The following is a 20,942-nucleotide window of genomic DNA, read 5'->3' as shown; positions in this document are numbered from 1 at the left end:
GGAATGATGCTATGAATATTAAAGTTTCGCTTCTGGCACTGACGCTGGCCATTCAGGGCTGTACGTCTTTTGATACGAAATACAATAAAGATAATGTTTTAAAAGAGACGGGTAATCCAACTACACCGGATGAGATGAAAACCACCGGCTACATGAAATATAATGAACCCTATCTGGGTAAAAAAGTGGAATTTAACTCCCGCAAACAGTCCCTGCTGCGCAAGCATGTAAAAATTCAGTCGTATGAAGCGACCGATTTAGCCACCATTCTGGAGGCGGTTTCGGCGCAGACCGGCGTCAGCTATCGCATTAATACCAAAGCCGGTGAAAAGGCAGAGGCGGGCGAGCCAGAATACCGCAGCGTCAACTTTGAAGGCACCTTTGAGGAGTTTACCCGCTATATTTCCGCGCTATATGACGTCAATCCGGTGCTGGATAACAACGGCGTGCTGGTGGTTTCTTACTACCAAAACTATGTGCTGAAGCTCGATTTCTACGGCGAAGAGAATAAGTTTGAAACCAGTCTCGATCTGTCCGGCAACGAGGCCACCTCAAGCGGCGGCGTGAAGGGCAAAGCGGAAACCAAGTTCGAGTCCAGCTTCTGGGACGACGTGGAAGACATGGCGGAGAAATTCGTCAGCAGCGGCATGTACAGTATCTTTAAAGATGCTTCGATCCTGACTATCACGGCGCGTCCGTCTGAATATCACGCCCTTAATGAGGCGCTGAAAAAATTCCAGGCCGACAATACGCGTCAGTTTGTGGTTACCTACAAAATTTTCACCCTCGATAAGCGTAAAGCGAAAGAGCTGGGCGGCGGCATTAACGGCAAATTTAATGACGGCACGTCCTCATTCGGTATTGAAAGTGCCGATATGCTGATGAAACTTTCCGGCGGCATGTCCGCAGGCTGGACGAATCAGCATATGAACATCAGCGCACAGCTGGATGCGCTGTATGAATTAACCGGCAGTAAGGTATTGCAGAGCGGCTCTTTTATTACGCGCAACAATATTCCGGTACCGGTCAACATGACCAATTCACAAAATTATGTTTCCAGTCGTACTCGCGAAGAAGACTCGGAAACGGGCGATGTGGACATGACGGTTGAGACATCCGAACTCATCACCGGTACCAGCTTTATTCTGACACCACGTGTGTTAACGGACGGTCGTATTGAGGTGGCCAGCGCCTTTACCAAGCGTTACCTGCAGGGCATTGAAGTTTTCGATGACGTGCAGTTACCAGCTGTCAGCACCACTGAAACCTTTAATATTTCTACCATTACGCCGGGAAGTTTATTACTGGTCAGTAAATACGAAGCCAGAGAGGATGCAGACAGCCGCGGCATATCCATTCTGGAAGGGTCGGTCACTAACGATGAACATACCGAAACGGTAGTGATGGTTGTCGGTATCGATCATTATCGCGCTCCTACACAAACCCGGTGAGGCGTTTATGCTTGAGCGTTTGGCAGAGAATAACGTCCTGATCAATCTGGTCTGGAATTATCAACCGGCGTCACATGAACCCTATTATCTGGAATGGGTGGCGCATTTACGCCGCACGCACCGACAGCTGAAAACGGTCGATGACAACGGTCAGGAAATGACGGCATTTTGTCACAAACTCTCTACGTTGTATGAGCCGTTTGCGCTGTGGATGCGTGCGTTGTACGGGGATGGGATCTTTTACTGTGAAACTCAGGGGAATTATTACTTTCTGATTATTTCGCAGGGTGCCCCCGTCTCGGGTAGCGATATTGTCGTGTCACGGCGGTTCTGGACGATCCTGAAAGAGCAACTGGCTGAATCGCCTGAGTATAAAGATCTCGCGCTCAGGAAAATCACCGAAGAGCATATTTCAACGGTGATCGAACGCTGCAACGAACATCAGGCGAAAATGAAAAAAAGGCGTCAGGTCATTATTGGCTCGCTGGCGTTGGGCGGCATTGTTTTACTTTTGGCCGTGATGGTGCTGCTAAAAATATTTATAAGAGGATAAGCAGGTGGCTGAGTCCAATAAATTATATTTCTGGAAAAGTCGTAGTCTCAACGTCTCGTCGTCAGGAAAGGGCACGTCTGTTCTCGTCTGGGTTATTGTCGTGCTGTTACTGCTGGTCGCCGTGGGAGGCGGAGCCTATTACTACCTCGTCTGGAAACCTGAGCAGGAGCGTCTGGCGCAGATTGAAAGAGAAAAAGCGGCACGCCAGCAAAAAATAAAATCGGTGGAGAAGTTTTATCAGGACTCGCTCACCGGCGGCAGCATTACAGATGTCCATAAGCTGTTAGCGCAACTCCATATGGTGAATGATCGTCTGGCGATGCTGGGCTTTAGCCCTAAAGCGATGCTTTGTAATAGTAAGGATTGTTCCCTTAGCTATCAACTTAACGCCGGAAGAATATTCACTATGACCGATATTCAGGTGGGGGGAGAGAGTTATTCACCGAGCTTCTCGCAAAACAGTCTGGATTATACGGGCATACCTTCTGGTCTGAATAATCACCCGTGGTTAAACGACTGGAAAAATAAAAAGCCAGTGGATCTGCCGGTATGTACTGATGTTTTAAGCTACCTGAGTACCTGGAATTCCCTTGGCGGCAGCTATAACGAAATCGCTCTGAAAGGTTTTCCGGCGTCTTCGGTGGCAAATGATGAATCCGCGCTGAAAAATGCGGTGATGTCATTTGGCATGCTATTCGCTAACTGGACGATCACCATACCGTCTGAAATGGCGATGACGAAAGTATCGCTATTGTTACAAAAACAGCTATTTGCCGATGCATTCATTATTAAATCTATAGAGTTCAAAGAAAAATCAACGCTTGTTACCGGAGGACTGGCATGCAAAAAGGGAAATTAATTATTGCGGGGTTGATGTTGACGCTGTCGCCTGCGATCTATGCGGCAGAGACGGCGGAAGTAAAACCTGCTGAGCAGATTGTAGAAGGGCAAGCTGCGGCAACAGCCGAAAGCGCGGCTTCGCCGATGCAAAATCATGTCGTCCAGTTGATGGAGAAGGATTTCAGCTTCGAAACGCAGTATCGGGAACTGAATAACCAGCTCGCGCTGGAAAAACTGCGTAGCGAACTGCGTAAACTTCGCGGCGGCAACGCCGCCTCTGTTCCGGTGCCTGCAACGCCTCTTACCGCAGCGGAAACTGATTTTAACGATGAACCCGCCGAAGCCGGTGCGGCTGCGCCTGCCTTACGGGCGCTACTGATCTCTGAAATTGCCGGGCAAAAACGCGTCGCAATTTCAGGTGAAGGCGGCGGGGTAAAAATGGTGCCACTGAATAAACGCTTTAGTTACGGCGGTTATGAATATATTGCTCATCATCGTCAGGGCGATGAAGTCACGGTTGAGGTTATTAGTCAGTGATAGATTATATCCAGTTTACCGAGGAGAATATTCATTCTCAGGAGTGGCAATTTAAAGAGTATGACGGCGATATGCTGGTTGCTGAACATGCGGATGAAGCCTGGTTGCTGGTATCGACACCACTTATTGATAATCTTGCTCCAATGCAGGCGGTATTTCACCGCCTGCTGGTGACGCATAATTTGCAGATTAAGGGCATTGCCCAGGTTACGGAACGCAATTATTACCAGATTGTTGAGCAGCTCCTCTCCACAGAAAACAAGCTGCTGGAGCAGGAGTCCAGTAATACGCAGCGCGCGCTGGAAGAGTTACTGAAAAAAGCCGTAGCACTAAAGGCGAGCGATCTGCATATCACGCGTAACGATATGGTGGCGGATATTGAACTGCGAATTAACGGCGTTCTCTGTCCATTTATCCAGATGAAAGCGTCACGCTGCGACGAACTGGTCTTCGTGCTTTATAACGTTGAGGCCAGTACGCGTGACACGACCTGGAACCGCAATATTGCCCAGAATGCGAATATTCTCTATTCGCTGGATGGTAAAAGCTACCGCTTCCGTTATGCGCATTATCCGGTATTTGGTGAAACCAGCGACTGCTATCACGCTGTGTTGCGTATTATTCCGTCGGGCCTGGATAAAGCCAGCGTCGCCAGTCTGGATAAGCTGGGCGTCTCGGATGAAGAGATCGTCGATCTTAAACGCATTCTCAGCAATCCGTACGGCGCTTATATCATTGCCGGGACAACCGGTTCCGGTAAATCGACGACGCTGAAAAACCTGATGGAATGGATGCAAATCCACCGTTATGACAATCGCGGTTGTTTCCTCACCGTTGAAGATCCGGTGGAATACCAGATCTACGGCGCGAAACAGAGTTCGGTATTAAGCGGCGAGTCTGGCGGTTTTCACTCGGCAATTAAATCTTCATTACGTCGCGATCCGGATGTGCTGATGGTGGGGGAGATCCGCGACAGTATTTCATCAAACGCGCTGGCCGGTGCGGTAGAGAGCGGTCACTACTGTTTTACCACGGTACACGCCGGGAACATTGTGTCGCTGTTGCAGCGTCTTTCAGCGCTGGGGATCACCAGCGATAAACTCTCGACGCCGGGTTTTATCGCGGGGCTGCAATGCCAGAAACTGATCCCGCTACTGTGCCCGCACTGCAAGGTGCCCCTGCGTACCGACGTTATTTCCGGACGCGAATTCCCGCTGTTTGAAAAGAATGCGGCGGGATGCCCGGCCTGTAAGCATACCGGTATCAGCGGGCGGCAACTGGTGATGGAGTACCTGCTGCCGGTGTACGACGAACTGGAAGCCATTGCCGAACAAAAATGGCTCAAGGTGTACACCATCTGGCGTGCCAAGCGTTTTAAAACCACCAGCCTCAGTGAAGGATTTGAGATTAAAGAAAAAACCATGGCGGCGGTGCTGACCGGACGGGTCTGCGCCACATGGTTTCAAATGGAATTTGGCGGAGTTGCTCAGGAAGAACTGGAGGTTATAGTTGAAAAAATTCGGTAAGAAGCAACGTATTTACCTCTACCAGTTTTGTGCCGACATGATAGAAGCGGAGCTGCCGCTTTATGATGCGTTACAAAAACTGCGCGCAGAGGGCAAGCAGTTACTTGGAAATGGCTTTGCAAAGCGACTGGAAGCGCTCACCACAAAGATGGCGAACACCACCTCGATTTCCATGGTATTTGAAGGTTTTGTGCCGGATTCGGAACTGAGCGTGATTAACGCAGCAGAACGCAGCAGCAGTCTGGCAGATGGTTTTAAGACGCTGGTTAACGTCATTAAATACAACAGCGAGCTCAAACAGAAAATCGTCGGCGCGGTGACGTTTCCGCTCATTATGCTGGTGCTGTCGCTGATTGTGATTGCCGGTTACGCCGCCAAAGTTTTCCCGGCCTTTGAAAGCGTGGTGCCGGTTTCTAAATGGCCCGGCGTCACCCAGGCGCTGTACACCTTTGGTATGGCGTTATGTAATGGTCTGTGGATCTATATTCTGTGTGGATTTATCGCGACCGTGATCGTCATTAATATCGCGATGTCCAAAGTAGCCGGTCCGCTGCGTAATAAATATCTCGATCGTATTATTCCGTTTTCGACCTATAAGCAGCTTTCCGCCTCGATATTTCTTAACAACCTGGCGCTGATGCTGCGCAATAAAATTCCGCTGCATGATGCGTTAAGTATTATCGGTCTGAACGCTAACCGCTGGCTGCGCTGGCACCTGAATGATATGCAGGAAAAAATGGCTAAGGGCATGAGCTACGGCGAAGCGCTGAATTCTGGCCTGCTTAACGCCGAAGCTTTGCTGAATATCAGCCTGTACGCCGCGCTGCCTTCTTTTAATGAAGTGCTGATGGCGGTGTCAGATAAGTCCCGCGAAAGTATTCGTGTCTATATCGGGAAACTTTCAGGCTTGCTGAAATCACTTTCTACGCTGGTGCTGGGCGGTTGCGTAATTTGGGTCTTTGCCGCGCTCTTTGCGCTGAGTGACAAACTGGCTGCGATGGGTGCCAGCGGTTCGTTTTAAGCAGGAAAAAGGAACGAAAAGACATGGAACTGTTGCTGCCCTGGCTGCCGGGGCTCTTTTTACTGCTGGGGCTGTTGTTTGGCAGTCTGGCGAACGTCATTATTTACCGTCTGCCGCTAATGATGGGCATCCACGAGAATGGCGATGACGCCGGGGTTAATCTCTGGTGGCCGCCGTCCCACTGCCCGTCGTGTAAAAGCGATATTAAACCCCGGGATAATATTCCCGTCCTGAGTTGGCTGCTGCTGCGCGGAAAATGTCGACGCTGCGCCGCTGCCATCCCGGCGATTTATCCGCTTTCCGAACTGGCGATGGGGCTGGTGTGGGGGGCGCTGGCCTTCTTTGGCGCGCCACTCTCGCCTGTGATCCTGCTGGCCTGGGCGCTGCTGTTTCTGCTGCTCTATACCGCTGCGGTGATTGATTTTAAACACCTGCTCCTGCCGGATGCGCTGGTGTTTAGCGTGCTGTGGGGCGGACTGCTGCTCAGCGTGGCGGGCTATTCCTTTATTCGCCCCAAAGACGCCGTCTATGGCGTGGTGCTGGCGTGGCTGCTGCTGTGGTGCGTGATGAAGTTGTGGTGCGCCTTCTGCAAATACGAGGGCCTTGGCAACGGCGATGTGAAGCTTTTCGCGGCGGCGGGCGCCTGGCTTGGCTGGCAGCGGCTGCCTGAGCTGTTGCTCTACTCGGCGCTGCTGGGCCTGCTCTGTTATGCGGCGATCTATTTCGTTACCCGTGGCGACGGCGATAAACGACCTGTCTACATTCCTTTTGGCCCGGCGATTGCGCTTACCGCCTTTACGCTCGTCATTATCGGGAGGTAGCCAGTGCCCTGTTTGATCTGGAGCCTGTGGCTCAGCATCGCGCCGTTATCCATCGGCAGCTGCGATCAGCAGCAGGCCACCACTGCTTTCACGCCTTTGTTACAGCAGGCGCTGCCGCAGTCCGATACGGCAGCGCCTTCCAGTAGCATAATCACCGATGAGGTGCGCTTTGTGCACCCCATAGAGAAAAAGGTGGCAGTCAGCTCCGCTTTTGGCCTGCGCCGCCACCCGATTCTGGGGCGTTATATCGAACATAAAGGGATGGATCTGCCGGTGCCGATCGGCAGCCCGGTGATGTCGGTGGCGGATGGCGTGGTGGTGGAGCGTGGGCACGATCGCCGCGCCGGGAACTATCTCACCGTGCGGCACAATGACGGCTGGTACAGCCGCTATTTACATCTCAATACGGTGACTGTGCGTAAAGGCGATCGCTTGTCTGCCGGGGAAACCATTGCCACCTCCGGTAACACCGGGTTATCCACCGGGCCGCATCTGCATCTGGAGATTGGCTATAAAGGCGTCGCGCTTGATCCAGCGCCGCTGCTCAGCGGCAGCCCGATGCTGCTGGCAAGCCGCATGCGGCACGAAATGCCTTCCGCAACCGTCCCGGCATCGCCGCGAGTGGTAATGATTTCGCAGGGGGAGGGCGGGACGCGCGTTACCGTCCGCTTTAACCATAAAACCCGCACCGTCACGCCCGGCAGTAAGGTGTTCGGCGCGTATCGGGTCGTTCAACAGCACAATGGCAAATATCAGGTTGTTTCCGCGGCCTGATGAAGGAGTTATTTATGAAAAAGACAGGAATCGTCGTTGGCCTGCTTACCGCCATCATATTAAGTAGCAGCGCGATGGCGGCCGATGAACCCAATGCTGGTCGTTTTAGTTTTCAGAAGCGTACGCCCGAGCCTAAAGACCATTTTATCACGCTCAAAATCCAGATGGTTGGAAGAATGCCTAATGATTCCGGCGGTAATCAGGTGCTGGGCGTTAATGTTTACTGGAAAACAAAGGATAAAAATCAGCTACAGGGAAGGAGCGTTTATTCATCGCTACAGCCCAATTTACCGCGGGCTGGCAAGAATTTTTCTGATACTTATTATGTCGCTCATAATAGGCATGAGTATGAAGGTAACCACGAAAATATCGAGTGGCTGGTCTGGGAAGGCGTGAACATGGATTGGGATTTTGATAACGGCTGCCCTCCTACGCCCGGCAATAGTTCTACCCGGTTTTACAATCATCGTTTCAAAACTTATGAAATCACAGGCGTGGTCCCGGCCACCTGTTCGGCTGACGCTGTGGTGAGTCCCCCGCAGGGTGAAGATTTGGATGTTGCATTAACCTCGTTTGCGGTGTCATTTAATAGCGGAATCTGTAACCGCATGGGCGAGTTTTGTATCGGTGCAAAAAGCGGCTCAAGTACCACTTTCGCAAAAGATATTTATATCCCTTCGTATAAGCTGGAATTCCTTGTGATTGAAGTTATTGGCTTTGAATACAATACCAATACGGGGGGCGCCAATCAGTCGTTTTATATTCTGCCCATAGAGGCGCTGAAATTTACCCCCACAGGCGAGCCGGGTAATCCGGGAAGAATGAATTTACTGAGGGGCGATCGTAGTCCGGCAGGGGGCGAATTTTCAGCATTTGGTGTGTCCGGATATACGCAGGGCGGCGAAGGCGAAATAAGGGGCTATTACAACGCACAGGACAGCCATTTCTACCAGAATGACGAAAGAACGGCAGCCTGTGGTCAGTTAAGCACTTCTCCCTGTACTTACGATTTCTCTAATCTGGATACATTGATTCTTAGCCTGGAGTATACAAATCCACATAAGATCCCCAAATGGGAACAACCTTTTGGAAGTGGCGTCATATTTACCCTCGAACCCAGGAGTTTTACCTGGCATTGCATGGAAGAACGCAGCCAGTGTACTTTCCCTCCTCGTAAGTAATAAAAAAAGGCAGCGTCAGACGCTGCCCTTTTTCTTTCCCGGTAAGAGCGATTAACGCATCGCGCGTTTCAGAATACGTTCTGCCTGACGCTGGAAGTCAGCGGCGGTTTCTTCCACGCTTTTCTGGCCGTAGTCGATATACTGCAATGCGGTCCCGAACTGTGCCACGATCTGCGGATCGTCAAAGTATGGCGATACCGTCAGTTTCGATGGCAGAGACTGCGCCAGGCGCAGACCCGCAACCGCCGGATCTTCTTCTTTAATCGCGCCGCTGGCGGTCAGGGTTTCCACCGCCGCTTTACTCAGCGGTACACCGCGCTCCAGACCGAGGGTTTCCGCGCCTTCTTTGCTGTTCAGCAGGAAGTTAATCAGCTCGGCTGCTTCTTTCGGATGCTTAGTGGATTTACCGATAGAGAGCATTTGCGCCGGTTTAAAGAACAGGCCTGCGTCGGTGGCGCCGTCCAGCATCGGATAGCTGCCCAGTTCCAGCTTCGCCGGTGGCTTCAGGTTGTCGGAGTATTTGGTGATGGTGGAGTTCCACATATAGGTGCCGCCCCATTCCCCTTCGATCCAGGGTTTCATCTCATACATGTTGCTCTTCCCGAAGGACGCATAGTACTTGGTGTCCGGCATCACGTGGCTGTCGACCAGGTTCTTATAGGTCTGGAAGAACTCCACCCACTGCTCTTTGCTGTAGGCGAATTTTTTGGTTTTCTCGTCTACCGCCGGAATGTTGTATTTCTGGATCATGTACGAGTTCAGCAGCGCCAGCGTATCCTGGTGCTCAAGCACCACCGGGTAATACTGTTTACCCAGCTTGCTTTCAAAGGTTTTGCCCGCGGCTTTCAGCTCGTCCCAGGTTTTCGGGTAGGCGACACCCGCTTTTTTCCAGGTCTCATCGTTGAAATAGAAGACGCGCGCCGTGACGGAGATCGGAATGCCATTCAGCTTGCCGTTAACGGTGGTGCTTTTCAGCTCTTTCGGATCGAACTGGCTTAAGTCAATAACGTCTTTCACCTGGTTCAGATCGTAGAAGCCGTCACCGGTTTTGGAAAAAATCGGCAGCCAGTTCCAGTTAGTCTGCATCACGTCAGGCTCGGTGCCGCCGGCGATCTGGGTGGTCAGGCGGGAGAGGTGACCATCCCAGCCGGTGTACTCAGATTTCACATTGATGTTCGGGTGCAGCTTGTGAAACTCTTCAATCGCTTTCAGGGTGACCTGGTGGCGACCATTGCCGCCCCACCAGGACATACGCAGATCCACATTGTCCGCGGCGTAAGAAGGTAAGGCACAGAGTCCCAGAGTGGCGGAGATCGCTGCGCTTAAAAGCACTTTTTTCATTTTTATGCTCCAGTTTAGAGAGAGATGTTCTGTTCGGTTTTCGCGTCAAAAATATGACACTTATCCATGTCAAACTTGAAGTACACCTTACGATGTAAACCTTTCGCTATCATCGGTTTGGCTACATCAGAAGGAATGCGGGCGGTCAGTTCATAGTTACCAACGCGCAGGTAAACAAAGAATTCATGACCCATGTTTTCCACGCGCACCAGATCCCCTGAACCGTAACCTTCGGCAAAAGGCTCGTCGGAGACGGAGACAAATTCCGGGCGCACGCCAAAGAAGACGTCCTGATCCTGATAATTGGCCACTTTTTCGCGCTGTTTCGCGTTCAGGGGCAGCGTTTCGTCGCCAACGGTGATGTGCAGATCTTCACCTTTTCTGACGATTTTTCCCGGTTTGATGTTCATCTCTGGCGCGCCGATAAAGCCCGCCACGAACATGTTTTTCGGGAAGTGGTAGAGGTTATCCGGCGTATCCACCTGCATGATGTGACCGAGCTTCATCACGCAGATGCGGTCGCCCATGGTCATCGCTTCGGTTTGATCGTGCGTCACGTAGACCGTGGTGGCCGGTTTGCCGGACTGTTTCAGCTGTTTGTGCAGATCCGAAATACGGATGCGCATCGAGGCGCGCAGCTTGGCGTCGAGGTTGGAAAGCGGTTCGTCAAACAGGAAAACGTCCGGCTTTTTCACAATCGCGCGGCCTACCGCCACACGCTGCGCCTGACCGCCGGAAAGCTGACGCGGCAGTCTGTCCAGCAGCTCCTCCAGCTCAAGGATTTTTGCCGCTTCATCCACCTGTTTATCAATCTGATCTTTCGGGATTTTGCTCAGCTTCAGGCCAAAGGCCAGGTTCTCGCGCACCGTCATATGCGGATAGAGCGCATAGTTCTGGAACACCATGGCGATACCACGCGCTTTCGGCGCGAGATTGTTGACCACGCGCTCGCCAATACGCACTTCGCCGCCGCTGATGGTTTCCAGGCCCGCCAGCATACGCAGGGTGGTGGACTTGGCGCAGCCGGATGGCCCGACGATCACCATAAACTCCCCGTCAGCGATTTTCAGGTCGATACCATGTACCGCTTTGAAGCCGTTGGAGTACACTTTTTCCAGTTTGTTGAAAATAACTTCAGCCATGATATTTCCCTCTTAACCTTTAATTCCGCTGCTGGTAACGCCCTGCACGAAGTAGCGCTGAGCCAGGAAGAACACAATGATGGACGGCAGAATGGAGATACTCGCCATTGCCAGAATTTCGTTCCACGGCGCGCCTTCAGTGACGTCGATGGACATTTTCAGCGCCAGGGCGATCGGATATTTGTCCACGCTGTAGACGTAGATCAGCGGCCCGATAAAGTCGTTCATTGACCACATGAACTGGAACAGCGCCACGGAGATAATCGCCGGTTTCAGGATCGGCACCACCACGTACCACAGTACCTGCGCCGAGTTACAGCCATCGATCTGCGCCGCTTCTTCCATGTCGCGCGGCACGCCGCGCAGGAACTGGATCAGCATGAAGACGAAGAACCCTTGCGTGGCGAACGCGGTCGGCAGATACAGCGGCAGATAGCTGTTCAGCATGCCCATTTCACGGAACATCAGGTACTGCGGGATCAGCAGCACGGTGCTTGGCAGCAACATGGTGGCGATAAGCGTCGCGAACCAGAACTTCTTCCATGGAATTTCAAAGCGCGCAAAACCGTAGGCCACAATGGTTGACGAGATGATGGTCAGCAGCACTTTCGGGATCACATATTTGAACGTGTTCCACATGTAATGGCCGAAGGTGTATTCCGTGCCGGTTTTCCAGCCGTTCACAAAGCCGTCGCTGGTCGGGTGGGCAGGCCACAGTCCGAGCGTGGTGAAGATCTCGTGGTTCGGTTTGAACGACGCTGAGAACATCCACGCCAGCGGATAGAGCATCAACAGGCCAACAAACAGCAGGATCACGTAGCGGATCGCGGCGCTGATCTTCTCTTTACGCTGCGTCTGCGCCACTTCGCGCTCTGCGTCTGTCATTGCAGGCGTAATTTGTTGTACGTCAGCCATTTTTGCCTCCCTTATCGGCGGAGTAGAACACCCAGTATTTTGAAGATTTAAAGGCGACAGAGGCGAAGAGTGCCACGACCAGGAACAGTACCCACGCCAGCGCTGCGCCATAGCCCATATCAAAGTACTTGAAGGCGGTGTCGTAGATATAGAGCGAGAACAGGTAGGTGGAGTAGGTCGGCCCGCCGCCGGTGATCACGTATGGCCCGGTAAATTCCTGGAAGGCCTGCGTGGTCTGCATAATGAAGTTGAAGAAAATGACCGGCGTGATCAGCGGCACCGTCACTTTCATGAACATCTGCCATTTGGATGCGCCGTCGATCATTGCCGCTTCATACTGTGATTGCGGAACGTTTTGCAGTGCGGCGAGGAAAATCACCATTGCCGAGCCAAACTGCCAGACGCGCAACAGGGTCACGGACATCAGCGCCAGCGACGGTTCGCCCAGCCAGTTAATGGGATCCAGACCAAACACGCCGATAAAGCTGTTTAGCAGACCATCAATGGCAAAGAGCGCGCGCCACAGCACGGCAATTGCCACAGAGCTGCCGAGGATCGATGGAATATAATAAGCGGTACGGAAAAAACCGATGCCGCGCAGTTTAAAGTTCAGTACAAACGCAATACCCAGCGCGAAGGCCAGCTTGAGGGGGATGGTTAAAAATACATAGGCAAAGGTCACGCCCATGGATTTCCAGAAGAGAGAATCTTCTGTCAGCATATAGCGATAGTTTTCTATGCCGTTAAATACCGGCGGGCTCATCAAATCGTACTCGGTAAAGCTGAGTACAAAAGATGAAACGAAGGGAAAGGCCGTAAAGATAATCAACCCTATGATATAAGGTGAAATCCAGGCTAATCCCAGTGCTCTGTTTTCATTCATACATACCTACCTGGCGATCAATGGTTTAAAACGGAACCGGAGATTTCTGGTGCCCGCACCGGTAAGGCGAAGGCGTAAATGTGCAAAATCTTTGCCCTTTTCCATGGGCGGTGTGAATGAGTTTTAAAATCTTCTGAACTCGCGTTCTTGATTTGTAAAACATCGTTTTAATTTATTTTATTGTGATTTGTTACGGCGTCATTCGATTAATCATGGAAATGTGATCAGAGTCGAAACGACGTTTCAATAAGGTGAGGTGTGTGTCATTTCTGCGAAAAAGATCTGATGTATAGACAGGGCGAATGACATACAGAACATGAATAAAACAAGGCGCAGCCAGAAATAGATCACCGCTAAAATCATTTACAGACTAAGTATTTAGCGCGTCGGCATAAATAAAAACGCCCTCCGTGCAGAGGGCGCTTTAAACAGTGGCGGGCTATCAGCTTTTAAGGAAATCTTCCCGTACCGGCGTGAAGGTGTCGAGCAGCGTACCGGGCTTCAGGCAGACGCAGCCGTGCATTACGTGCGGTTTCTTGTAAAGTGTATCCCCGGCGCTGACGATATGTTTTTCATCGCCGATGGTAAATTCAAATTCGCCGGAGAGCACATAGGTCAGCTGTTCATGAGGATGGTTATGAAGCGGGCCGACCGCGCCTTCTTCAAAATTGACTTCTACTGCCATCATTTTACCGTCGTGCGCAAGGATACGACGGGTGACGCCGTTGCCCAAATCGTCAAGCTGAGTGTCTTTATGGAAAATAAACATCGGATCGTCCTGTAGTCAGTAAATTGCATGAAGTAAAACATTGTTTCATTAAATTTATATCAGCCAGAGCTAAAAAGAAACGCCAGAGCCGGTGAAGTGGAAAGCCGATCACATATTGTTTTGACGATAACGTTTAAGGGGAAAAAGATGAAAACGATAGGCTTGCTCGGCGGTATGAGCTGGGAATCCACCATTCCGTATTACCGCTTAATTAATGAAGGGGTAAAAGCACGGCTGGGAGGGCTGCATTCCGCCAGCCTCCTGTTGCACAGCGTGGACTTTCACGAGATCGAAGCCTGCCAGGCTAACGGCGACTGGCATAAGGCTGGCGTGATGCTGGCGGAAGCGGCGGCGGGGCTTGAGCGCGCGGGCGCGCAGGGTATCGTGCTTTGTACCAACACCATGCATAAAGTGGCGGGGCAGATTGAAGACCGCTGTCAGGTGCCGTTTTTACATATCGCCGATGCCACCGCCCGGGCAATTCAGCGCGCCGGGCTGAAATCCGTGGCGCTGCTCGGTACGCGCTATACCATGGAGCAGGAGTTTTACCGTGGCCGACTGGCGCACAATTTTGGGATTCAAACCACGGTGCCGGATGCGGACGATCGCGGGCGGGTCAATCAGATCATTTTTGAAGAACTTTGCCTCGGCACCTTCAGCGAGCCGTCGCGTGACTATTTCCTTGGGCTAATCGCGCGCATGGCGGCGGAAGGGGCGCAGGGGGTGATATTCGGCTGTACTGAAATCGAACTGCTGGTGCCGGCTGACCAGTGCCCGATCCCGGTATTTGACACCGCCGCGCTGCATGCCGCCGATGCGGTGGAGTTTATGCTCTCTTAAGGCCGCGCCAGCACCGCATCCAGCGGTTCGGTGATGCGCGGCATGGAAGATTGCAGATGCCGCGCAAAGGCTTCCACCAGCGCCGAGGCGGGGCGGTGCAGCGGGCGGATCAGGCTGACGGTAAAAGGCACGTCAATGCTGAAACGCCTGACCACTACGCCGCTGGCGGCATAATCCAGCGCGGTCAGCGGATTTACCACCGACACCCCCGCGCCTGCCCGTACCATGGCGCACACCGACGCCGCGCTGTGCGTTTCCACTACCATCCGCCGCTTCACCTGATGCTCCGCGAAAAGCGCGTCCAGCAACTGGCGATAGCTGTCGGTACGCGACAGGCTGATGTAGTTTTCCCCCTGAAAATCCTCCGGCGTCAGCACGGTTTTATGCGCCAGCGGATGATCCTGCGGCAGTACGCACACTTCGTTAAGCGTCAGCAGCGGCGTGCGCCCGGTGCCTGCGGGCGTGCTCAATGTCTCCGTCAGCCCCAGATCGTGACGCTGCGCGGACAGCCACTCCTCCAGCAGCGGCGACTCCTGCGGTACCACGTTGAGGCTGACCTCCGGGTAGCGCGCCAGAAAGGGTTGCAGCAGCAGCGGCAGAAACGACTGGGAGAACACCGGCAGGCAGACCACCGACAGCTCCCCCTGGCGGAATTCCCGCAGGCTTTCGGCGGCGCTGACGATGCGGTCCAGCCCGTACCAGGAGCGTTGTACTTCTTCGAACAACCGCAGCCCCTGCACCGTGGGATGCAGGCGGCCCCGCGTGCGCTCGAACAGCGTCAGGCCGATCACCTTTTCAAAGCGCGCCAGCTCACGGCTGACGGTGGGCTGTGACGTCTGCAACAGCCGCGCCGCCTCCGTCAGGTTGCCGGTGGTCATCACCGCGTGAAAAATTTCGATATGGCGCAGGTTAACGGCGGGCATGACAGGTTCCTCATACAACATATTCCCATATCATAAATGAATAGACTCGCGATAAAACGATATTTTTTATCCGGTTCGCGTTGTGGCGTAATAGCTAAAAATTATTAACCGGAGCCACCTATGCCACGCTCACTTAACAACACCGACACCGCCCTTAACGCCGCGAACCTGCTGGCGCTGCCGGCCCTGTACGGCTGCCCGGTCTGGGCGTACGACGCGCAGATCATCCGCGAAAAAATCGCCCAGCTCAGTCAGTTCGACGTGGTGCGTTTTGCGCAGAAGGCCTGCTCCAACGTGCACATTCTGCGCCTGATGCGCGAGCTGGGCGTGAAAGTGGATTCCGTGTCGCTGGGTGAAATTGAGCGCGCGCTGGTGGCGGGTTACGAGCCGCAGACCAGTCCCGATGACGTGGTCTTCACCGCTGATATGATCGACGCCCCGACGCTTACGCGGGTGCATGAGCTGCAAATTCCGGTGAATGCCGGATCGGTGGATATGCTGCGCCAACTGGGGGAAGTCTCGCCAGGGCATCGCGTCTGGCTGCGGGTGAATCCGGGCTTTGGCCACGGTCACAGCCAGAAAACCAATACCGGCGGCGAAAACAGCAAGCACGGTATCTGGTACAGCGATCTGCCTGAGGCGCTGGAGGTGATTAAGCGTTATCAGCTGAAGCTGGTTGGCCTGCATATGCATATTGGTTCCGGCGTGGACTATGGGCATCTGGAGCAGGTGTGCGGCGCGATGGTACGCCAGGTGATCGAGTTTGGTCAGGATCTGGAAGCCATCTCCGCCGGTGGCGGCCTGTCGATCCCCTATCGCGAAGGGGAAGAGGCCATTGATACCCACCACTATTACGCCCTGTGGAATCGCGCCCGGGAGCAGATTGCGGAGCATCTGGGGCATCCGGTCAAGCTGGAAATCGAGCCGGGGCGTTTCCTGGTGGCGGAATCCGGCGTGCTGGTGGCGCAGGTGCGCAGCGTAAAAAGCATGGGTAGCCGCCACTTTGTGCTGATCGACGCCGGTTTTAACGATCTGATGCGCCCGTCCATGTACGGCAGCTATCACCACATCACGGCGCTTGCGGCAGATGGCCGTGATTTAACAACCGCGCCCTTAATGGATACCGTGGTGGCCGGGCCGCTGTGTGAATCCGGCGACGTGTTCACCCAGCAGGAGGGCGGCAAAGTGGAAACCCGCGCGCTGCCTGCGGTGGTGCCCGGGGATTATCTGGTGCTGCACGATACCGGCGCGTACGGGGCCTCGATGTCCTCTAACTACAACAGCCGTCCGCTGCTGCCGGAAGTGCTGTTCGAGGGCGGCGAGCCGCGCCTGATCCGCCGCCGTCAGACCATCGACGAACTGCTGGCGCTGGAATTACTTTAAGCTTTTGAAATGCGGGCCGGGGGCGACCGAATCGCGCAGTACCAGCGTGCCGGTAAAGGGCGGGATCGTCTCAATGGGGCGATCCGCCGCCAGCCGCATCGCCTGATCAATGGCGGTGGTGATCATGATGTCGATAGGCAGACAAACCGTCGACAGCCCCGGCTCCAGCCATCTGGCGCTGGGGGCATCATCAAAACCAAACAGCGAAATATCCTGCGGAATACGCAGCCCGGCCTGGTGGATCGCCTTGGACGCGCCGAGCGCCATATCATCGTTACAGGCAAAGAGCGCGCTGAAGGCAACGCCTTCCTGCAACAGTGCCTGACACTGCTCATAGCCGCTGGTCATACCCGCATCGCCATACCTGACTTTCGCCGCATCCCAGCGGATACCGTGCTTTTCCAGCGCTTTGCGGTAGCCCATCAGCCGCGCTTTGCCGGTGGGCGTGTGGATAGGTACGGTAATGCAGGCGATATCGCGATGTCCCTGAGAAATCAGATATTCCACCGCCTTAAAAGCCGCGTCCTGCTGCTCGAAGAATACGCATTTATCCCGCGCCTGGCTGACGTCGCGGTTGATCACAATCAGCGGCATCGGGATGCGATCGATAAGCGCCATAATGGCTTTTTCGCGCATAAAGCGGGTGTAGAGCACAATGGCGTCGCAGCGGCGGTCCGCCAGCATCTGCACCGCTTCTTCTTCCCGCTCCGGGGTATCGTGCCCGTCGGTGACAATCAGCTGCTTGCCGTGGGTTTCCGTCTGGCGGGAGGCCTGCTGTAACAGGCGTCCAAAATAGAAGCCGTCAAAGGTCGATACCACCAGGCCAATACTGTTACTGGTGCGGTTGGCCAGCGACTGGGCCAGAAAGTTAGGCCGGTAGCCCAGCTCTTCCATCGCTTTAAACACCTGCTGCCGGGTGCTGTCTTTAACCTGACCTGTACCGTTCAGCACGCGTGAAACCGTCGCCTTTGAGACGCCCGCGCGCAGTGAAACATCCAGCATTGTTGCCATGACGACGTCCTGTTTCCTGAGTTGAGCGGGAGTTTATCACAAAGGCTATATGACGTTACGGCCTCTCCCTGTGGAAAAGCGATGGGTGGAATACCAATCTACGCGCGATCACATTATCTGGAATACCACTTTCTATCCTGAGAGCTTTATCACAGAACTTTTCCCCTACGCTGTCTACTTTTGGTATGCCAGTTGGTATTCGGCTGTAACCCTGGACAATAAAAAAGCCCTTTTACTGAGGTACCATCGTATGGCTTTACAGGATAAGCTCATTGATTCTCTGGGTAGTTTCGCGACAACTTTTAACAGTTATCGCTATATTATGGCGATTAAATCCGCCTTTATTACCCTGATGCCGGTCATTATTGTCGGTGCGTTTTCAGTACTGATTTCCAATATGGTGCTGGATCCGAAAAACGGTCTCGCCAGTTTTCAGTCGCTGTCATTTCTGGCGGCGTTAAAACCCATTACCAGCGCCATTAATTACGCCACGCTCAACTTCTTAAATATCGGCGCGGTATTTTTAATTGGTCTGGAATTAGGGCGCATTAACGGCATTAAATCCTTATTCCCTGGCCTGCTGGCGGTTATTTGTTTTATCTGCGTGACGCCAACGACCGTAGAAATGCTGGTGGACGGCGAAATGCATGTGGTGAAAGACGTGCTGCTGCGTCAGTTCTCCGATACCCGCAGCCTGTTCCTCGGCATGTTTATCGCCATTCTGTCGGTGGAAATTTATTGCTGGCTGGAAGGGCGCAAGGGGCTGAAGATCAAAATGCCCGACACCGTGCCGCCCAACGTCGCTGCGTCGTTTTCGGCGCTGATCCCGGCGATCATCACCACCACCGCCATCGCCACCTTCGGATTCGTTTTCCATCAAATCACCGGCTTGTATCTCTACGACGCCATCTATCAGGTGGTGCAACAGCCGCTGGAGCGTGTGGTGCAGAGCCTGCCGGGGATCCTGCTGCTGATGTTCGTGGCGCAGCTGTTCTGGGTGATCGGTATTCATGGTAACCAGATGATCAAACCGATCCGTGAGCCGCTGCTGCTGGGGGCGATCACCGTCAATATGAGCGCTTTCGAACAGGGCAAAGAAGTGCCGAACATCATCACCATGCCGTTCTGGGATGTGTACATGAGCATCGGCGGTTCCGGGCTGACCATCGGCCTGCTGATTGCCGTGATGATCGCCACCAAACGTAAAGAGATGCGCGAGATCGCCAAGCTCTCTATCGGCCCTGGCCTGTTTAACATCAACGAACCGGTGATTTTCGGCATGCCGATCATGCTCAACCCGATCCTCGCGATCCCCTTCATCATCACGCCGCTGGTCACCGGATCCATTGGCTATTTCGCCACCGTCACCGGTTTCGCCGGAAAAGCGGTGGTAATGGTGCCCTGGACCACGCCGCCACTGATCAACGCCTGGCTCTCCACTGCCGGATCGATGGGCGCGGTGATCACCCAGTTTATCTGCATCGTTACTGCGGTAATTATCTATCTGCCCTTTGTGAAGATCGCCTCGCGCCGCGCGGAACAGGCGCAGCTGAAGGCGGAAGCAACGGAACTGGCGAAAAACGCCTGAGGACAGTATGAGCACGAAAACCATCGTTATCCCGCCGTCATTTATCCTCGGGGCGGCGGCCTCCGCCTGGCAAACCGAAGGCTGGAGCGGGAAAAAAGCCGGGCAGGACTCCTGGCCGGATCTCTGGTACAAAAACGACCGCCACGTCTGGCATGAAGGCTACGGCCCGGCTGTCGCCACCGATTTTCATCATCGCTTCCGTGAAGACGTGCAGCTGATGAAAGCGGCGGGGCTGACCCACTACCGCACCTCGATCAACTGGTCACGCTTTTTTACCGACTACGAGAATGGCGTGGTGGATGAGGAGTACGCCGCCTGGTATGACGAACTCTTTGCCGAGATGCATCGCCACGGCATAGAGCCGATGATCTGCCTTGAGCATTACGAGCTGCCCGGTTATCTGCTGGAAAACTACGGCGGCTGGGCGTCGAAAAAGGTGGTGGAGTTTTTCCTGCTGTATGCGGAAAAAGTCTTTGCCCGCTATCACACCCAGGTGACGCGCTGGTTCACCTTTAACGAGCCGATTGTGGTGCAGACGCGCGTCTATCTGGACGCGCTGCGCTGGCCCTATGAACAAAACACCGGCACCTGGATGCAGTGGAATCACAACAAAAACCTCGCCACGGCGAAAGTGGTGAAACTGTTTCGTGAGAAGGGCTATCAGGGCAGCGTCGGCTGTATTCTTAATCCGGAAGTGACCTACCCGCGCTCTCGTGCGCCGCACGATGTGCGGGCGGCCGACATGTACGATCTGTTCTACAACCGCGTGTTTCTGGATCCGTTAGTGAAGGGTCATTATCCCCCGGAGCTGTTCAGCCTGCTGGAACAGCATCAGGTGGCGTGGGAGTACAACGACGAAGAACTGGCGATCATTCGCGATAATACCGTCGATGAACTGGGGATTAATCTCTATTACCCGCACCGCGTGAAAGCGCCGTCCCGCGCCTGGCATCCGGACACGCCTTTCCATCCGGCATACTATTACGAGCCATTTGAATTACCGGGGCGGCGGATGAATAAATCCCGCGGCTGGGAAATTTATCCGCAGATTATTTACGACATGGCGATGCGCATTAAAAACGACTACGGCAATATTCCGTGGTTCGTTGCCGAAAGCGGGATGGGCATTGAAAACGAGGGGCAGTTCCGCAATGTCGATGGCGTGATTGAAGATGATTATCGCATCGCCTTTATCAGCGAACATCTTTACCAGACGCTGCGCGCCAGGGAAGACGGCGCTAACTGCCAGGGTTATATGCTGTGGGCGTTCACCGATAACGTCTCGCCGATGAACGCCTTTAAAAATCGCTATGGTTTAATTGAGATCGATCTGCAAAATAACCGTAACCGGCGCGCCAAAAAATCTGCCTCATGGTACCGTCGGTTAAGCGAGGAGCGCACGCTCACGCTGACTCTCGACGATGAATGGAAATAGCAGGTGAT

20 protein-coding genes are annotated in these 20,942 nt (G+C 53.6%); 13 read left to right on the top strand and 7 right to left on the bottom strand.

Translation table 11 applies throughout. The features are described 5' to 3' along the window. Positions 1-11 precede the first annotated feature (11 nt). From BMF08_RS01205 to BMF08_RS01165, 9 genes are all read left to right on the top strand, one after another. On the top strand, positions 12-1,451 hold the full coding sequence (locus tag BMF08_RS01205; RefSeq protein ID WP_072569891.1) for a type II and III secretion system protein: 1,440 nt from the start codon (positions 12-14) through the stop codon (positions 1,449-1,451). Beyond that, positions 1,408-2,004, top strand: a complete 597-nt coding sequence (locus tag BMF08_RS01200; RefSeq protein ID WP_234007204.1) for a hypothetical protein — start codon at positions 1,408-1,410, stop codon at positions 2,002-2,004. Before BMF08_RS01205 ends, BMF08_RS01200 begins: the two co-directional genes overlap by 44 nt. A 4-nt stretch (positions 2,005-2,008) precedes the next feature. Beyond that, positions 2,009-2,863, top strand: coding sequence for a hypothetical protein (locus BMF08_RS01195; RefSeq protein ID WP_072569893.1), 855 nt, complete (start codon positions 2,009-2,011; stop codon positions 2,861-2,863). Beyond that, entirely contained in the window at positions 2,845-3,381 is a 537-nt protein-coding gene (locus tag BMF08_RS01190) for a hypothetical protein (protein ID WP_072569894.1), read from the top strand. The genes BMF08_RS01195 and BMF08_RS01190 overlap by 19 nt, the downstream gene beginning before the upstream one ends. 188 nt (positions 3,382-3,569) lie before the next feature. Then, positions 3,570-4,907, top strand: a complete 1,338-nt coding sequence (locus tag BMF08_RS01185; RefSeq protein WP_412176406.1) for an ATPase, T2SS/T4P/T4SS family — start codon at positions 3,570-3,572, stop codon at positions 4,905-4,907. Then, a complete protein-coding gene (locus tag BMF08_RS01180; RefSeq protein WP_072569896.1) occupies positions 4,891-5,928 on the top strand; it encodes a type II secretion system F family protein in 1,038 nt (345 codons plus the stop codon). Before BMF08_RS01185 ends, BMF08_RS01180 begins: the two co-directional genes overlap by 17 nt. A 23-nt stretch (positions 5,929-5,951) precedes the next feature. Further along, positions 5,952-6,749 (top strand): prepilin peptidase, encoded by a 798-nt coding sequence (locus BMF08_RS01175; protein WP_072569897.1) that lies wholly within the window; start codon positions 5,952-5,954, stop codon positions 6,747-6,749. 3 nt (positions 6,750-6,752) lie between these two features. Continuing rightward, complete coding sequence (locus tag BMF08_RS01170) at positions 6,753-7,523, top strand: M23 family metallopeptidase (RefSeq protein WP_234007203.1); 771 nt, start codon at positions 6,753-6,755, stop codon at positions 7,521-7,523. A 14-nt stretch (positions 7,524-7,537) separates the two neighbouring features. After that, positions 7,538-8,704, top strand: coding sequence for a hypothetical protein (locus tag BMF08_RS01165; RefSeq protein ID WP_072569898.1), 1,167 nt, complete (start codon positions 7,538-7,540; stop codon positions 8,702-8,704). Between the two features lie 51 nt (positions 8,705-8,755). Here BMF08_RS01165 and BMF08_RS01160 read toward each other — a convergent pair whose 3' ends face one another. The 5 genes from BMF08_RS01160 to BMF08_RS01140 all read right to left on the bottom strand — a co-directional run bounded on the left by BMF08_RS01160 (position 8,756) and on the right by BMF08_RS01140 (position 13,754). Then, positions 8,756-10,045: an ABC transporter substrate-binding protein gene (locus BMF08_RS01160; protein WP_072569899.1), complete on the bottom strand. Its 1,290-nt coding sequence runs from the start codon at positions 10,043-10,045 to the stop codon at positions 8,756-8,758. Between the two features lie 14 nt (positions 10,046-10,059). Beyond that, on the bottom strand, positions 10,060-11,187 hold the full coding sequence (locus tag BMF08_RS01155; protein WP_072569900.1) for an ABC transporter ATP-binding protein: 1,128 nt from the start codon (positions 11,185-11,187) through the stop codon (positions 10,060-10,062). Positions 11,188-11,199: 12 nt separating this feature from the next. Next, positions 11,200-12,102, bottom strand: a complete 903-nt coding sequence (locus tag BMF08_RS01150) for a carbohydrate ABC transporter permease (protein ID WP_072569901.1) — start codon at positions 12,100-12,102, stop codon at positions 11,200-11,202. Beyond that, a complete protein-coding gene (locus BMF08_RS01145; protein ID WP_072569902.1) occupies positions 12,095-12,985 on the bottom strand; it encodes a carbohydrate ABC transporter permease in 891 nt (296 codons plus the stop codon). Before BMF08_RS01145 ends, BMF08_RS01150 begins: the two co-directional genes overlap by 8 nt. Positions 12,986-13,427: 442 nt before the next feature. Further along, complete coding sequence (locus tag BMF08_RS01140) at positions 13,428-13,754, bottom strand: cupin domain-containing protein (RefSeq protein WP_072569903.1); 327 nt, start codon at positions 13,752-13,754, stop codon at positions 13,428-13,430. Between the two features lie 147 nt (positions 13,755-13,901). Here BMF08_RS01140 and BMF08_RS01135 point away from each other — a divergent pair, with 147 nt between their 5' ends. After that, complete coding sequence (locus BMF08_RS01135; protein ID WP_072569904.1) at positions 13,902-14,594, top strand: aspartate/glutamate racemase; 693 nt, start codon at positions 13,902-13,904, stop codon at positions 14,592-14,594. Here BMF08_RS01135 and BMF08_RS01130 read toward each other — a convergent pair. Next, positions 14,591-15,517 carry a LysR family transcriptional regulator gene (locus BMF08_RS01130; protein ID WP_072569905.1) on the bottom strand — a complete coding sequence of 309 codons (927 nt, stop codon included), beginning with the start codon at positions 15,515-15,517 and terminating at the stop codon, positions 14,591-14,593. The genes BMF08_RS01135 and BMF08_RS01130 overlap by 4 nt on opposite strands. 120 nt (positions 15,518-15,637) lie before the next feature. On the opposite strand from BMF08_RS01130, the gene lysA reads away from it, so the two are divergent. Beyond that, on the top strand, positions 15,638-16,900 hold the full coding sequence (lysA, locus tag BMF08_RS01125; RefSeq protein WP_072569906.1) for a diaminopimelate decarboxylase: 1,263 nt from the start codon (positions 15,638-15,640) through the stop codon (positions 16,898-16,900). On the opposite strand, the gene BMF08_RS01120 is transcribed toward lysA, so the two are convergent. Beyond that, positions 16,892-17,911, bottom strand: coding sequence for a LacI family DNA-binding transcriptional regulator (locus BMF08_RS01120; RefSeq protein WP_072569907.1), 1,020 nt, complete (start codon positions 17,909-17,911; stop codon positions 16,892-16,894). The two genes, lysA and BMF08_RS01120, sit on opposite strands and share 9 nt — an antisense overlap. A gap of 250 nt (positions 17,912-18,161) precedes the next feature. On the opposite strand from BMF08_RS01120, the gene BMF08_RS01115 reads away from it, so the two are divergent. Together BMF08_RS01115 and BMF08_RS01110 are read left to right on the top strand one after the other, a co-directional pair. Beyond that, positions 18,162-19,499 (top strand): PTS sugar transporter subunit IIC, encoded by a 1,338-nt coding sequence (locus BMF08_RS01115; protein WP_072569908.1) that lies wholly within the window; start codon positions 18,162-18,164, stop codon positions 19,497-19,499. Positions 19,500-19,506: 7 nt separating this feature from the next. Beyond that, a complete protein-coding gene (locus BMF08_RS01110) occupies positions 19,507-20,934 on the top strand; it encodes a glycoside hydrolase family 1 protein (RefSeq protein WP_072569909.1) in 1,428 nt (475 codons plus the stop codon). Positions 20,935-20,942 lie beyond the last annotated feature (8 nt).

The organism is Enterobacter sp. SA187 (assembly GCF_001888805.2).
GTDB lineage: Bacteria > Pseudomonadota > Gammaproteobacteria > Enterobacterales > Enterobacteriaceae > Enterobacter_D.
This window is presented reverse-complemented; position numbering and strand designations above follow the sequence as displayed.

Bases quoted from the DNA above. Each gene is read 5' to 3' on its own strand.
- BMF08_RS01120 (WP_072569907.1), bottom strand. From the start codon at position 17,911: ATGGCAACAATGCTGGATGTTTCACTGCGCGCGGGCGTCTCAAAGGCG.
- BMF08_RS01140 (WP_072569903.1), bottom strand. From the start codon at position 13,754: ATGTTTATTTTCCATAAAGACACTCAGCTTGACGATTTGGGCAACGGC.
- BMF08_RS01115 (WP_072569908.1), top strand. From the start codon at position 18,162: ATGGCTTTACAGGATAAGCTCATTGATTCTCTGGGTAGTTTCGCGACA.
- BMF08_RS01175 (WP_072569897.1), top strand. From the start codon at position 5,952: ATGGAACTGTTGCTGCCCTGGCTGCCGGGGCTCTTTTTACTGCTGGGG.
- BMF08_RS01110 (WP_072569909.1), top strand. From the start codon at position 19,507: ATGAGCACGAAAACCATCGTTATCCCGCCGTCATTTATCCTCGGGGCG.
- BMF08_RS01155 (WP_072569900.1), bottom strand. From the start codon at position 11,187: ATGGCTGAAGTTATTTTCAACAAACTGGAAAAAGTGTACTCCAACGGC.
- BMF08_RS01160 (WP_072569899.1), bottom strand. From the start codon at position 10,045: ATGAAAAAAGTGCTTTTAAGCGCAGCGATCTCCGCCACTCTGGGACTC.
- BMF08_RS01130 (WP_072569905.1), bottom strand. From the start codon at position 15,517: ATGCCCGCCGTTAACCTGCGCCATATCGAAATTTTTCACGCGGTGATG.
- BMF08_RS01165 (WP_072569898.1), top strand. From the start codon at position 7,538: ATGAAAAAGACAGGAATCGTCGTTGGCCTGCTTACCGCCATCATATTA.
- lysA (WP_072569906.1), top strand. From the start codon at position 15,638: ATGCCACGCTCACTTAACAACACCGACACCGCCCTTAACGCCGCGAAC.
- BMF08_RS01135 (WP_072569904.1), top strand. From the start codon at position 13,902: ATGAAAACGATAGGCTTGCTCGGCGGTATGAGCTGGGAATCCACCATT.
- BMF08_RS01150 (WP_072569901.1), bottom strand. From the start codon at position 12,102: ATGGCTGACGTACAACAAATTACGCCTGCAATGACAGACGCAGAGCGC.
- BMF08_RS01205 (WP_072569891.1), top strand. From the start codon at position 12: ATGAATATTAAAGTTTCGCTTCTGGCACTGACGCTGGCCATTCAGGGC.
- BMF08_RS01145 (WP_072569902.1), bottom strand. From the start codon at position 12,985: ATGAATGAAAACAGAGCACTGGGATTAGCCTGGATTTCACCTTATATC.
- BMF08_RS01190 (WP_072569894.1), top strand. From the start codon at position 2,845: ATGCAAAAAGGGAAATTAATTATTGCGGGGTTGATGTTGACGCTGTCG.